The sequence below is a fragment of the Pseudomonas sp. LBUM1672 genome, from assembly GCF_059695655.1.
Genome location: NZ_CP166781.1, coordinates 3,097,835 through 3,112,751, shown reverse-complemented (window position 1 = coordinate 3,112,751; position 14,917 = coordinate 3,097,835). Strand labels below are relative to the sequence as shown.

Genomic DNA, 14,917 nt, shown 5'->3' with positions numbered 1-14,917 from the left:
GCTGACGAGGGCTATGGTGTCCGTATTTGCCGTTGAGTTCTAGTGAAATGCTTACAGGTCATTGGCTTATACGATGAAGTGAAGGCTGGGTGAGAATATTTCGAGGTTAATTGACATCAACTAATTCGATCATGATGAGGCATTTTTTACGCTTTTTATCGATGGGTGCCTGATAGATGATGCCCGCCATCAACCACCGGTTCTTGTTTCGTGGCTCAGGCGCTCTGCCCCATGACGAACCTTTTCAGGAGACGATCATGCTTGAACTCAGACCTTTCAAATCCTTGGGCGGCGCCCACCATGGCTGGTTGGATGCCCATCACCACTTTTCGTTCGCCGAGTACCACGATCCGAAGCGCATGAATTGGGGCAACCTGCGGGTATGGAACGACGACGTGATTGCCTCTGGCACCGGGTTTCCAAAACATCCGCACCGGGACATGGAAATCATCACCTACGTTCGTGAAGGTGCAATTACCCACGAAGATAACCTGGGTAACAAGGGTCGCACTGAAGCGGGCGACGTTCAGGTCATGAGTGCCGGTACCGGGATTGCCCACAGCGAATACAACCTGGAGGCGGGTGAAACCAGGATCTTCCAGATCTGGATCATTCCGAATGAATCCGGCCTGGCCCCTTCCTGGGGCGCCAAGCCTTTTCCGAAAGGTCAGCGCGAAGGTTTCGTGACCCTGGCCAGTGGCAAGTCCGGCGATGATCAAAGCCTGCGAATCCGCGCTGATGCACGGCTGGTGGCGGCGAACCTGAAGGCTGGTGAATCCGCTGAATATCACCTGGACAGTGGTCGTCGCGCTTATCTGGTTCCAGCTACCGGGGTCATTGAGGTCAATGGCTTGCGGGCCCAAGCCCGAGACGGTGTGGCGGTGGCGGATGAGCAGGTGTTGCGAGTGACTGCCATCGAAGACAGTGAGATTGTGTTGGTGGATCTGGCTTGATCGGGTAAATGCAGGGCAAAAAAAGGGGCGACCGTTGATGGTCGCCCCTTTTTACATCTGAACCTTTGTGGTGAGGGGGCTTGTCGGAAAGCCCCATCGCCCCGTTCGGCTGCGAAGCAGTCGTCAGATCTATATCGCGGTATAGCCGGGAAAATGCCGGGACCGCTTCGCGACCCAACGGGGGGCAAGCCCCCTCGCCACAAGTCCCTCAATCACTTCGCAGAAATAGCGCCATCCACCAAGGTCTGAGCTTCTGCAACCAACTGCTTGAGGTGCTCGTCACTGACGAAGCTCTCAGCGTAGATCTTGTAGATGTCCTCAGTCCCCGAAGGCCGTGCCGCAAACCAGCCGTTCTCGGTCATGACTTTCAAGCCGCCGATGGCCTGGTCATTGCCCGGCGCATGGCTGAGGATGCTCTGGATCGCTTCGCCAGCCAGTTGGGTCGAGGTGACCTGATCCGGCGACAGCTTGCTCAGCAAGGCTTTCTGTTCAGGATTGGCCTTGGCATCGACGCGTACCGAGAACGGCTCGCCAAGTTCATCGGTCAACGCACGGTAGGCCTGGCTCGGATCACGACCCGTGCGAGCGGTCATTTCAGCGGCGAGCAATGCCGGAATCAAGCCGTCCTTGTCGGTGCACCAGACGCCGCCGTCCTTGCGCAGGAACGAGGCCCCTGCACTTTCTTCGCCGCCAAAACCCAGCGAACCGTCGAACAGACCATCAGCAAACCATTTGAAGCCGACCGGCACTTCGTAAAGACGACGACCCAGGCGCTTGGCCACGCGATCGATCAAGCCGCTGCTGACCACGGTTTTGCCCACGGCTGCGTCGGCGCGCCACTGCGGACGGTTCTGGAACAGGTAGTCGATCGATACCGCCAGATAGCTGTTCGGCGCCAGCAGACCACCGGACGGGGTCACGATGCCATGGCGATCGTGATCCGGGTCGCAGGCGAATGCGACGTCATAACGCTCTTTCAGGCCGATCAGGCCTTGCATGGCATGGCTCGACGATGGGTCCATGCGGATTTGCCCGTCCCAGTCGACCGTCATGAAACGGAACGTCGGATCGACCTGCTTGTTGACCACTTCCAGGTCCAGACGGTAATGCTCGGCAATCGCCGACCAGTAACGCACCCCTGCTCCGCCCAGCGGATCGACACCCAGATGCAGCTTGGCGTCACGGATGGCATCGAAGTCAATGACGTTGATCAGGTCGGCGACATAGGTGTTGAGGTAATCGTGGCGATGAGTCGTGCCGGCCTTCAGCGCCTGCTCGTAGCTGATGCGTTTGACGCCAGCCAGCTTGTTGCTCAGCAGTTCGTTGGCCTTGGCTTCGATCCACTTGGTGATGTGGGTATCGGCCGGTCCACCGTTGGTGGGGTTGTATTTATAGCCACCGCTTTGCGGCGGATTGTGCGACGGAGTGATCACAATGCCGTCCGCCAGGCCCGAAGTGCGACCGCGGTTGTAGCAAAGAATCGCGTGGGAAATCGCCGGAGTCGGTGTGTATTCGTCACCCTCGGCAATCATCACCGTGACGCCGTTCGCGGCCAGCACCTCCAAGGCGCTGACGCCGGCCGGAGTGGACAGCGCGTGAGTGTCGATGCCGACAAACAGCGGACCGTCGATGCCCTGGGCCTCACGGTACAGACAGATGGCCTGACTGATCGCCAGAACGTGCCATTCGTTGAAACTCAGGTCGAACGAGCTGCCTCTGTGTCCGGACGTGCCGAAGGCAACACGCTGGGTCGAGATAGCGGCATCAGGCTGGCCAGTGTAATAGGCCGTTACCAGTCGCGGGATGTCGACCAACAATTCTGCCGGCGCCGGTTTGCCCGCAAAAGGACTGAGTGTCATGCAAAACCTCTGGAATAGAGTGGTTCAGGAATAGGAATGCAGTTTACTGGCAGTTTGACCGCAGCGCGACGTTATCGATCCCGGGCGAAATGTTATCAATCACCAACGCCCCGGCCCTGGTCAGTCAATGGACTCCAGGCGCAACGCATCGCCCAGCAAACCCATGACCGCTGGGAGGTCGTGGTCGCCGCCGAAGGTATGACTCAGGCGCAAGTGTTGCGCGTGCAATCCGTGGAGGCTGAACAGTTCCCCCGGCGCAATCACCACCTGATGCTTGAGCAGACGCTGAAACACCCGACGTACATCGACCTGACGCAAAGACCGCACCCAGATCGTCGCACCGCCCACGGGGTCGACGAAGTGCAAGGCATCCCCCAGACGTTCCTGCAACAGCTGGGTCATGTGCGCCTTGCGGTCCTTGAGCAGCCGCCGCAGGACCAGCAAGTGCTGATCGATTCGCCCATTGCTGTATAGCCGTGCGATGGCTTTCTGGCGAATCGGCGACAAGCGGAATGAGCGCAACAAGAAGTGCCGCTGCAGTTCGACGCTCAATTGCCGCGAGAGCACAAAGCCATAAGGCGCCTCAGGCCCGATGGATTTTTCGAAGGTGGAGAAGACGATCAGCCGATCCGGGTTCAGCAGATCGCGAAACCGCAGTCCGTCGGACTCGAATTCGAGTTCGCCGTAACAGTCGTTCTCCAGCACCCAGCTGCCATGACGTTCCAACAGCTGAGCGGTTGCCTGCCTGTTGCTGTGAGGAGCCACGCTGCCGCGTGGCATGTTGAGGCCGGATGAAAGCATGACCAGCCGAACCGGCTCGGTCTCCAGCAATTGCGTCAGCTGCTCAAGGTCCAGGCTGCCATTGCCTAGCAGGGGCAGCTCGATGACCCGAACGTCAGCGTCCTGAAGCAAACGCAGAATCGTCCAGTCGCAGGGTGACTCGACGACGACCGTGGCGTCTTTGAGACACAGCACGGCGATCAGTATCTCCAGGACGCCACGCAAATCGGCGCCGATATAGACGTCATCGGCGTGCCAGCAGCGTGCCGGAGAGGAGGTATATCGTGCGGCCAGAGCGGCGCGCAGTTCCAGTTCACCGCAAGGTTGTGAAGTCGTTTGCGGCTGGCGCGGGTATTGACGCAGCAGTTCTCTTTCGAGCAGCAATAACGGGCTGTCCAGGGGCTGCAGCAACGCCGGTTCATCCGCGCTCAACACCAGCATTCCCGGACGTCTGGCATTCACATAGACCGTTTCGAGCAGGTCATTGCCGCTGCTGAGCGGGCGAATGGACGACACCGGCAATGCGTAATAACCGGATTTGGCGACCGAGTACACCCGCCCTTCCTTTTCCAGCAGCGAATAGGCGTACTGGATTGTCGAAATCGACACGCTCAATCGGTCTGCCAACTGCCGCAGTGAAGGGAGGCGGACCCGCGTGTCGCTGACCGGTTCGTTGATGAGGTTAGTCAGGTAACGGTAGACCGCCTGATAGGCGAAGTCGGTTTCGCGTGGTCCTTTCATGGGTAACGACCGAACACGCTACGCACGGGGCGCTTGCGGATGAACGCGGTAAAATCCGGCACTCTCAATGCCCCGTTGACCTTTCGCCACTCGAAGCTGTAATCGCGTCGATGTCCAATGCTTGCACTTGCGTATCGCCGACTTGAGGGCCAGGCATCTCGCCCCGGGCCACCGGCCCCATGCGGTAAAGCGTGCCGATCAGAGTGACGGGCAGCCCGCTGACGTCGGCCATCCATTGCAGAACCTGCTCGGGTGCCGGCTTGCCCTGCATCGCCCGGTGAAGGTCGGGCAACGCCACAAGCATGCCGGGATGACATTGGCGCAAAAAGCGCTCAAGCGAGGCGCCATTCTCGACAAAGGGTGCGAACAGCAAACACACGAGCTGAGCCTCGCTCAAACCGAGGTTTTTCTGGGCCTCGGTTGATGCCCGTGCTCGCTGGTCAGACATTGTCGTCGGATTGCCGAACTTCTCCAGAGCCTGCTCGCAAAAGCGCTCGGGAAGTTGTTTGCGACGCATCATCACCAAGGTCCGCTGCACGTATTCGGCAACGCCCGCTTCATACGTGCGACCGTGAACATAACAAGCCTCCAGCCCCCGAACGTGCGCGAAAATCGAAAGGCTGACGAATTCGTTATCACTGAGCTGGACCGCCAATTCGTCAGGTTGAAAACCAAGGAAATCGGTGAGCAGTGGCCAGCGATCTTCCAGGTTGCTGACCAGCATGTCGTGAATATCGATGAAGGTCGTGCGCCGACAGGCCTCAAAACATTCGGCCGGACGCCACTGGGCCTGGCCATGTCCGGCATAGAACTCGCGATAGCAATCGCCGCCCAGTTCATCCACTCGCGCGAAAAGCTCTTCGTACCCGGATTCAGGGTAACTCGATGCCTTGAGACCGGCCTTTTGCGCTGCACGGTCCAACCCATCCATGAACTGCTTTTGCTGACGAGGTGTATCGCTGCTGACCAATGCATCGACGCCCCGATCCCAACGAGAGATCTGCCCATAAAACTCGCCGGTTGCCAGGTACCCGTCATCCCATAGATCGAGCGGCCCGGTCCAGGCTCTTCGGTGGCCAACCATCAGCAGATTGAGGCGATTTGACTCGCGGCCCGCTTCGGAGGCGGACGCCAGATGATTGAATGGCAGGACTTCACGATTATCGACCATCACCACTTCGACCCGAGGATCGTCGTAGACAAACAACGCGCTGAAACTGCGATGGATGTTTTCAAGGGCCGTCGAGCTTGCTCCGTTCGTGCGCAAAGTCGCCACGCGCAGCTTGAAGGTTGCAGGGGCTCGGCCGGCGATGCTCAGTTGCGCGGCACGCAGCAATGCAAGCGTGTAACAACTGTCGCGGGTCCCGGACTGGATCGCCAACACCTTGTATTCTCCGATACGCTCCATCCCCCCAGCCGCGACCACCAGACGCTGAATCATCAGCTGCAATGCCGTGCGTTCGGCGCGAGAGAAAAAACTCAGCAATCGCTGCAATACTTGCTGATAAACATAGTTCATTGCCTGTTCATGGGTATGGGTCATCATTGTTTACCTGCTACACATAGGTCCGATGTCACGCAAACAACTGTATGCATTGCGCAAACGGCTGCCTGTCATGATTAAAGTGCTGGGCTTGATATCAAATCCTAACACTTAGTTTTCTGTAATTATTTGAAATGAATCGAGCTTACTTATGCCACCACTCGTTTGCGATGGCTGCAAAGCCCCACAGAGCAAGCACCCTGCGATTGAATGATGAGTCCTAGGAAATATCTGACAGAGTCCCACAGACATGTAGCACGAGAAATAAAGAAAGAAGTCGTCATTAATTTTTCGGCAAATGATCGATAACGCGCTATTTGTTGAGTTTGTATTACCGGAGCGCAATGAAAAGTATCTATCCAATACCCAGCCATAGCTCATTCCTTGAGATGAAAGTAATCATTCAATTATCGGGGCTTATAAGGTGATTAGAAGATACAGATTGAGAGCAAAAACCAGTTCAGTTGCTGAACGGTTCCGTCGCAGATTGACCGGACGTCTCGAATTTTCGGAGGGGCAATGCAAAAGTCCGTGCAAGCACGGACTTTTTTCAAGAACGTCAGGCCGGCTCGACCTGCAGGGCGACCCGTTCGCGACACGGGCATTCGTCCATGTAGCGGTGAGCCTCGACAAACTCGGAAAACGGGAAGACCCGAGTCTTGAGTGGCAGCAGCACGCGGTCGGCGGTCAGTTGGTTGATGTCGCGCAAGGCACGTTGCAGTGCGACCTGGTCCTGGATGATGCCCAGTTCCGGCTTGCCGGTGAAGTTGCCGATGCAGTGAACGAAGAACTGAATGTTCTTCTGGAACGCTGCGCAGGCCGGGAACGGTGTCTGGTTACCGCCTTGCAGACCGTACAACACCAGGCTGCCACGAGGCGCGAGCACATCGCCGAGCAGTGACATCTGCGGACCACCGAGGCCATCGAACACCACGTCCACGCCGCGGTTGTCGGTGATTTTGTTGATCCGCATAAGCAGATCTTCTTCCTCAGTGACGATTACTTTTTCGGCACCCAGCGACAGCAGGTATTCACGTTCTTCAGCGGTCTTGGTGGCGGCAATTACCCGCACACCCAATGCCTTGCCCAGTTGCACAAACGAAGGACCGGCACAGTGACTGGCATCAGTCACCAAAGCGAACTGGCCAGGCTTGACCCGTGCCAAGTCGACATAAGCGAAGTAGGCAATCAGCAGCGGCGTGTAATGCACGGCAGCTTCAATCGGGCTGAGCACGTCCGGATAACGGGTCAGTGCCGAGCGAGGCAGAACGATCTGCTCGCCGTAAACCGGATAGTCGTTCGGGCTTTCAGCCGGGAAGCTGGCGACCTTGTCACCGACTTCCAGGTCATCGACGCCCTCGCCGACCGCGGTCACAACGCCAGACATTTCATGGCCAAGGCCAGAAGGCAGACGAGCGTGGGATGAGGCCAGGTTCTGGCGCCAGAGAATGTCGTACCAGCTGATGCCAATCGCCTCGACGCGCACCTGCACTTCGCCCGGCGCAGGGAGAGCGGCCGCATGCTCTTCGCATTTGAGCACCTCGGCTGGACCAAACTTGTGAAAACGGATCGTGCGTGACATCGCAAACCTCGTCAAAGAAACCTCTAATGCCCTGAACTCTATCTGGGCTTTCTACCCAAGACTATCAGTGGCTATTAATAGTCGACATGCCTGTCATTGATTCCGCAGCATCCGTTGGATCAACGGTTGTCTTGAAAATCTGGAGGATCCGTTCCAGGAAAACTGAATTATTCGGTGCAGAGTAGCAGCCTTTCCCCGTAATATTCATGCCGGCCATTGTTCTCATATGGCCGCTCTCGTCAAGCTTGATGACTCTGCCAGGACTCCAGATGAATCGTAATGACCTGCGTCGTGTCGACCTGAACCTGTTGATCGTTTTTGAAACATTGATGCACGAACGCAGTGTGACCCGTGCTGCGGAGAAATTGTTCCTCGGCCAGCCGGCTATCAGTGCGGCGCTGTCGCGCCTGCGCGGGCTGTTCGATGATCCTTTATTCGTGCGCACCGGGCGCAGCATGGAGCCGTCCGCTCGCGCGGTGGAAATCTTCGCCCTGCTCTCCCCGGCCCTGGATTCGATCTCCACCGCCGTCAGCCGTGCGGCGGAATTCGACCCGGCGACCAGTACGGCGGTGTTCCGCATTGGCCTGTCGGACGATGTCGAGTTCGCACTATTGCCGATGCTGCTCAAGCGTTTGCGTGCCGAATCGCCGGGGATCGTGCTGGTGGTGCGTCGGGCCAACTACATCCTGATGCCGAGCCTGTTGGCCTCGGGCGAGATCTCCATCGGCGTCAGCTACACCGCCGACCTGCCGGCCAACGCCAAGCGCAAAGTGCTGCGCCGCAGCATGCCGAAGCTGTTACGTGCCGATACAGTGCCGGGGCCGTTGAGCCTGGATGACTTCTGCGCCCGCCCCCATGCGCTGGTCTCCTTTGCCGGTGACCTGAGCGGCTTTATAGATGAAGAACTGGAAAAGCTCGGACGCAAGCGTCATGTGGTGCTTGCAGTGCCGCAGTTTAACGGGCTCAGCACGCTCCTCAGCGGCACAGATATCGTCGCGACGGTGCCGGATTACACGGCTGATGCGTTGACAGCGGCTGGCGGTGTGCGGGCTGAAGATCCACCGTTGCCGGTGCGCAGCTTTGAGTTGCACATGGCGTGGCGTGGGTCGCAGGACAATGACCCGGGGGAGCGTTGGTTGCGGTCCAGGATCCAGATGTTCTTCGGGGATCCGGATAGCTTGGCGTGATCCGGATCTTTTGTGGGGGCTGATGGCCTCTTCGCGGGCAAGCCTCGCCCCTGCAGGGATTTAATTAGCACCACAATTCCCTGTGGGAGCGGGCTTGCCCGCGAAGGCCGCACCTCGGTCTCCAAGATTGCTCTTTGCGTTCCCCGCAACACAGAATTGTCATCAAGCCAATTGATCCCCATCGAATGTAAGGCGCATGCTAGAGGGCTGGCATCAGACTTATATCATTCCGAATGATAGTTACCTTCGCTTCATTCGATTCGTGCCCTACCACCCCGCCGCTCATCATCCGCCCATCTCAATACATTGGCGGATGCATCCATGGAACAGTCACTCAAACATTTGCGCTTCCCATTGGCCATGTTGGCCGTACTGGTGATGAGCGCCTGCGGCAAGGCTCCGGAGTCTGCCGCTACCATGCCTGCGGCGAAAGTCAGTGTCGCCAAGGTGCTGGAACAACCGGTCAACGAGTGGGACGAATTCACAGGACGCCTTGAAGCGCCAGAAACCGTAGAAATTCGTCCACGGGTCTCCGGCCAGATTGATGAAGTGGCCTTCACTGAAGGCGCACTGGTCAAGAAAGGTGACTTGCTGTTCCAGATTGACCCACGCCCTTTCCAGGCCGAGGTCCGCCGCCTCGAAGCACTGGTTGCCCAAGGTCGCGCCAACGCTACTCGCAGCGAAAACGAAGCCCAGCGCGGTGAACGCTTGCGTGCGAGCAACGCCATCTCCGCGGAACTCGCTGACTCGCGCACCAGCGCTTCCCAAGAAGCCCGCGCCGCCGTCGGTGCCCTCCAGGCGCAACTGGACCTGGCCAAACTGAACCTGAGCTTCACCCGTGTCACCGCGCCCATCAGTGGTCGCGTCAGCCGTGCGGAAATCACCGCCGGCAACCTGGTGACCGCCGATACCACCGCGCTGACCAGCGTCGTTTCCACTGACAAGGTCTACGCCTACTTCGACGCTGACGAACGCGTGTTCCTCAAATACACCCAACTCGCGCGTCAGGGCAAACGCGGTGCAACCACCCCGGTTTACCTCGGTTTGTCCAACGAAGACGGCAACCCGCACCAGGGTGTGATGAACTTCGTCGACAACCAGGTCAACCCGAAAACAGGCACCATCCGCGGTCGCGCTGTTTTTGATAACGCTGACGGGCAGTACACCCCTGGCTTGTACGCGCGGCTGAAACTGGTCGGCAGCGGCACCTACTCCGCCGTGCTGATCAACGACGAAGCGGTCGGTACCGATCTGGGTAAAAAGTTCGTGCTGGTGATGGATGCCGACAACAAGACGGTTTATCGCTCGGTCGAGCTCGGTCCGAAGATCGAAGGTTTGCGCATCGTGCGCAGCGGCCTGAACAAGGATGACACCGTCATCGTCAAGGGGCTGCAACGGGTTCGCCCTGGCTCACCGGTCACCCCTGAAGTGATTTCGATGGCCAGTGAACAAACCCTCGCGGCACTCGCACAACAACGACAAGCGCTGGAAGCCAGCAACCTGCCCCAAGTCGCACCTGCCAAGGTCGCGCCGGGTTCGGTTGTGAAACTGGCTGCTGCGACTCCACGCGGTTAAGGGACGACAACTCCGATGAATTTTTCCCAATTCTTCATCTCACGGCCGATCTTCGCAGCGGTGCTTTCGCTGCTGATCCTGATCGCCGGCGCCATCTCGCTGTTCCAGTTGCCGATCAGCGAATACCCGGAAGTCGTGCCACCGACCGTTGTGGTCCGTGCGAACTTCCCTGGCGCCAACCCAAAAGTCATCGGTGAAACCGTGGCCGCTCCCTTGGAGCAAGCCATCACGGGCGTCGAGAACATGCTGTACATGTCCTCGCAATCCACCGCTGACGGCAAGATCACCCTGACCATCACCTTTGCCCTGGGCACCGACCTGGACAACGCGCAGGTACAGGTTCAGAACCGCGTGACCCGGACTGAGCCGAAGCTTCCAGAAGAAGTGACGCGCATCGGTATCACCGTCGACAAGGCGTCGCCCGACCTGACCATGGTTGTGCACTTGACCTCGCCGGACAAACGTTACGACATGCTCTACCTGTCCAACTACGCCTTGCTCAACATCAAGGATGAGCTGGCGCGTCTGGGCGGTGTCGGTGACGTGCAACTGTTCGGCATGGGCGACTACTCGCTGCGGGTCTGGCTCGATCCGAACAAGACCGCTTCGCGCAACCTGACTGCCACCGATGTGGTAACCGCGATTCGTGAACAGAACCGTCAGGTCGCTGCCGGTGCACTGGGTGCACCGCCTGCACCGAATGCCACTGCGTTCCAGCTGTCGGTCAACACTCAGGGCCGTCTGGTTTCTGAAGAAGAGTTCGAGAACATCATCATTCGCTCCGGCGACAACGGTGAAATCACGCGTCTGAAAGACATCGCTCGCGTTGAACTGGGGTCCAGCCAATACGCCTTGCGCTCGCTGCTGAACAACCAGCCGGCGGTGGCGATCCCGATTTTCCAGCGCCCTGGTTCCAACGCGATCGAGATCTCCAACGAAGTTCGCGACAAAATGGCCGAGCTGAAGAAGAACTTCCCGGAAGGCATGGATTTCAGCATCGTCTATGACCCGACGATCTTCGTGCGCGGCTCCATCGAGGCGGTGGTCCACACCCTCTTCGAAGCACTGATCCTCGTTGTTCTGGTGGTGATTCTGTTCCTGCAAACCTGGCGTGCCTCGATCATTCCGTTGGTGGCGGTGCCGGTTTCGCTGATCGGTACGTTTGCGGTGATGCACTTGTTCGGCTTCTCGCTGAACGCCCTGTCGCTGTTCGGATTGGTACTGGCCATCGGTATCGTGGTGGACGACGCCATCGTGGTGGTGGAGAACGTGGAAAGGCACATCGAGCTGGGAGAAACGCCCGTCGAAGCCACCAAGAAAGCCATGCGAGAGGTGACCGGGCCGATCATCGCGACGGCGCTGGTGCTGTGTGCGGTATTTATCCCGGCGGCGTTCATTTCCGGACTCACCGGCCAGTTCTACAAACAGTTTGCCCTGACCATTGCCATCTCGACCGTGATCTCGGCGTTCAACTCGCTGACTCTGTCCCCTGCCCTGGCCGCCGTGCTGCTCAAGAGCCACAGTGCGCCGAAAGATCGCTTTACCAAAGTGCTTGATAAACTACTGGGCGGCTGGCTGTTCCGTCCGTTCAACCGGTTCTTCGAACGCGCCAGCCATGGCTATGTCGGCACCGTAGCGCGGGTTATCCGTAGCAGCGGAATTGCCCTGCTGTTGTACGCAGGCCTGATGGTGCTGACCTTCTTCGGTTTCGCCCACACCCCGACCGGTTTCGTACCCGGCCAGGACAAGCAATACCTGGTGGCCTTCGCGCAACTGCCGGACGCCTCGAGCCTGGACCGTACTGAAGACGTGATCAAGCGCATGTCCGACCTGGCTCTGAAACAGCCTGGCGTGGAAAGTGCGGTGGCCTTCCCTGGTCTGTCGATCAACGGTTTCACCAACAGCCCTAACGCCGGCATCGTGTTTGTGACCCTGAAACCGTTCGACGAGCGCAAAGACCCGAGCATGTCCGCCGGTGCGATTGCCGGTGCATTGAACGGCCAGTTCGCCGGGATTCAGGAAGCCTACATGGCGATCTTCCCGCCGCCGCCAGTACAAGGTCTGGGCACCATCGGTGGTTTCCGCCTGCAGATCGAAGACCGGGGCAACCTGGGTTACGACGAGCTGTACAAAGAAACCATGAACATCATTACCAAGAGCCACAATGTGCCGGAACTGGCTGCCCTGTTCACCAGCTACACCGTGAACGTGCCGCAGGTCGATGCTGCCATCGACCGGGAAAAAGCCAAGACCCACGGCGTAGCCGTCAGCGACATCTTCGACACCCTGCAGATCTACCTGGGTTCGCTGTATGCCAACGACTTCAACCGCTTCGGCCGCACCTACCAGGTCAACGTTCAGGCTGAACAACAGTTCCGTCTCGAACCGGACCAGATCGGTCAGCTGAAAGTGCGTAACAACAAAGGCGAGATGATCCCGCTGGCGACCTTTATCAAGGTCAGCGACACCTCGGGGCCGGACCGCGTGATGCACTACAACGGCTTCATCACCGCTGAAATCAACGGTGCGGCGGCCCCGGGCTACAGCTCCGGCCAGGCTCAGGCCGCCATCGAGAAACTGCTCAAGGAAGAACTTCCGAACGGCATGACCTACGAATGGACCGACCTGACCTACCAGCAGATTCTGTCCGGCAACACCGCGCTGTTCGTGTTCCCGCTTTGCGTATTGCTGGCGTTCCTGGTGCTCGCCGCTCAATACGAAAGCTGGAGCCTGCCACTGGCGGTGATCCTGATCGTACCGATGACCCTGCTGTCGGCCATTACCGGTGTAATTGCTTCGGGAGGCGACAACAACATCTTCACCCAGATCGGCTTGATCGTACTGGTGGGACTTGCGTGTAAGAACGCGATTCTGATCGTCGAGTTTGCCAAGGATAAACAGCAGGACGAAGGTCTCAGCCCGCTGGCTGCAGTACTGGAAGCGTGCCGTCTGCGTCTGCGTCCGATCCTGATGACCTCCTTCGCGTTCATCATGGGTGTTGTGCCTCTGGTCTTCTCCAGCGGTGCCGGTGCCGAAATGCGTCACGCCATGGGTGTGGCGGTGTTCTCCGGGATGCTCGGGGTGACCTTCTTCGGCCTGTTGCTGACGCCAGTGTTCTACGTATTGATCCGTAACTTTGTGGAGCGCGGTGAAAAGCGCAAAGCGGCCAAGGCGCTAAAACTGGAAAAGCAACTGGAGGCGCAACAATGAGCCTGAAAGCCTTCCTGCCGAGCCTTCTGGTACTGGCCCTGAGTGCCTGTGCCGTCGGCCCTGACTACAAGACTCCAGCGACTGAACCGGCAAACATCACCACCGCCACCGATGGCGCTGCCGGTCAGAAAAACTTCGACCGCACGCGTTTCGAAGGCATCTGGTGGCAGCAGTTCGAGGACCCGACCCTCAACCAGTTGGTGACTCAATCGCTGCAAGGCAACCGTGATCTGCGCGTGGCCTTCGCCCGGTGGAAAGCGGCCCGGGCGATTCGTGATGACGCCAGCAATGACGCCATGCCGACCATCACCAGCCGTGCCAGCAGTGATTTGGGCAAAGGCCAGATTCCGGGCCAGACCACCAAACGGGTCAATAGCGAACGCTACGACCTGGGGCTGGACATGGCCTGGGAACTGGACCTGTTTGGCCGTATCCAGCGCAACCTGGAATCCAGCGACGCCGAGCAGCAAGCGGCCGAAGCCGATCTGTACCAACTGCAAGTCACCATGATTGCCGAACTGGTGGACGCCTACGGTCAACTGCGCGGTGCACAACTGCGGGAAAAGATTGCCCTGGCCAACCTGAACAACCAGCAGGAATCGCGCAAGATTACCGAAAGCCTGCGCGATGCCGGCGTCGGCGATCAACTGGACGTGGAGCGTGCCGATGCACGCCTCGCCTCGGTCGAAGCCAGCGTGCCGCAATTGCAGGCCGAACAGGTTCGGCAGAAAAACCGTATCGCCACCCTCCTGGGTGAACGCCCGGACAAGCTGACCGTCGACCTGAGTCCAAAAGACTTGCCGGCGATTGCCAAGGCTTTGCCGATCGGTGATCCGGGTGAGTTGCTGCAACGTCGTCCGGACATCCTCAGCGCCGAGCGCAAACTGGCCTCCGCCACTGCCCGTATCGGTGTGGCCAAGGCTGATTTGTTCCCTCGGGTCAGCCTCAGCGGTTTCCTTGGCTTTACGGCCGGTCGCGGTTCGCAAATTGGCTCCTCGGCAGCCAATGCCTGGGCGCTCGGCCCAAGCATAACGTGGGCGGCGTTTGACTTGGGCAGCGTGCGGGCCCGTCTGCGCGGCGCCGATGCCGATGCCGAAGGCGCGCTGGCAACCTACGAGCAGCAAGTGCTGCTGGCGCTGGAAGAATCCGAAAACGCGTTCAGCGACTACGGCAAACGTCAGCAACGACTGATCTCGCTGATCCGTCAAAGCGAAGCGAGCCGTGCCGCCGCGGACCTGGCCGAGATTCGCTACCGCGAAGGCACCGTGGACTTCCTCGTCCTGCTGGATGCCCAACGTGAGCGCTTGGCGGCCGAAGATACCCAAGCCTCGGCGGAAACCGATCTCTATCGCGGCATTGTCGCGATTTACAAAGCCCTTGGCGGTGGCTGGCAACCAGAGACGGTCGCTAGCAAGTAAGTTTTTAAAGAGCTCCTTTGGTTGGCCGCAACCAACCAATTTTTTAGCCCTGCGCCTCATTCAGTCGCG

General features: G+C 58.8%; 9 protein-coding genes. 5 read left to right on the top strand and 4 right to left on the bottom strand.

Annotated features, from left to right (window positions below; all coding sequences use genetic code 11):
- Nucleotides 1-257 precede the first annotated feature (257 nt).
- Entirely contained in the window at nt 258-953 is a 696-nt protein-coding gene (locus ACA053_RS14190; RefSeq protein ID WP_497317992.1) for a pirin family protein, read from the top strand.
- A gap of 212 nt (nt 954-1,165) precedes the next feature.
- Here the strand turns inward: ACA053_RS14190 and pgm are convergent, their stop codons facing one another.
- The 4 genes from pgm to ACA053_RS14170 form a co-directional block, all read right to left on the bottom strand.
- Nucleotides 1,166-2,812: a phosphoglucomutase (alpha-D-glucose-1,6-bisphosphate-dependent) gene (gene pgm, locus ACA053_RS14185; RefSeq protein WP_109631076.1), complete on the bottom strand. Its 1,647-nt coding sequence runs from the start codon at nt 2,810-2,812 to the stop codon at nt 1,166-1,168.
- Nucleotides 2,813-2,932: 120 nt separating this feature from the next.
- The gene (locus ACA053_RS14180; protein WP_497317988.1) at nt 2,933-4,333 is read right to left on the bottom strand and encodes an aminotransferase-like domain-containing protein; all 1,401 of its coding nucleotides are present in this window, start codon (nt 4,331-4,333) and stop codon (nt 2,933-2,935) included.
- A gap of 64 nt (nt 4,334-4,397) precedes the next feature.
- Nucleotides 4,398-5,876, bottom strand: a complete 1,479-nt coding sequence (locus ACA053_RS14175) for a hypothetical protein (protein WP_497396018.1) — start codon at nt 5,874-5,876, stop codon at nt 4,398-4,400.
- A 559-nt stretch (nt 5,877-6,435) separates the two neighbouring features.
- Nucleotides 6,436-7,458 (bottom strand): zinc-dependent alcohol dehydrogenase family protein, encoded by a 1,023-nt coding sequence (locus tag ACA053_RS14170; protein WP_109631067.1) that lies wholly within the window; start codon nt 7,456-7,458, stop codon nt 6,436-6,438.
- A 269-nt stretch (nt 7,459-7,727) separates the two neighbouring features.
- On the opposite strand from ACA053_RS14170, the gene ACA053_RS14165 reads away from it, so the two are divergent.
- The 4 genes from ACA053_RS14165 to ACA053_RS14150 all read left to right on the top strand — a co-directional run bounded on the left by ACA053_RS14165 (nt 7,728) and on the right by ACA053_RS14150 (nt 14,848).
- Nucleotides 7,728-8,645 (top strand): LysR family transcriptional regulator, encoded by a 918-nt coding sequence (locus ACA053_RS14165; RefSeq protein WP_008026287.1) that lies wholly within the window; start codon nt 7,728-7,730, stop codon nt 8,643-8,645.
- A gap of 321 nt (nt 8,646-8,966) precedes the next feature.
- Entirely contained in the window at nt 8,967-10,220 is a 1,254-nt protein-coding gene (mexE, locus tag ACA053_RS14160) for a multidrug efflux RND transporter periplasmic adaptor subunit MexE (protein ID WP_497396016.1), read from the top strand.
- Nucleotides 10,221-10,235: 15 nt separating this feature from the next.
- Entirely contained in the window at nt 10,236-13,430 is a 3,195-nt protein-coding gene (locus tag ACA053_RS14155; RefSeq protein ID WP_497396014.1) for an efflux RND transporter permease subunit, read from the top strand.
- Nucleotides 13,427-14,848, top strand: coding sequence for an efflux transporter outer membrane subunit (locus tag ACA053_RS14150; protein ID WP_497396012.1), 1,422 nt, complete (start codon nt 13,427-13,429; stop codon nt 14,846-14,848). The genes ACA053_RS14155 and ACA053_RS14150 overlap by 4 nt, the downstream gene beginning before the upstream one ends.
- The last annotated feature ends 69 nt before the right edge of the window (nt 14,849-14,917 follow it).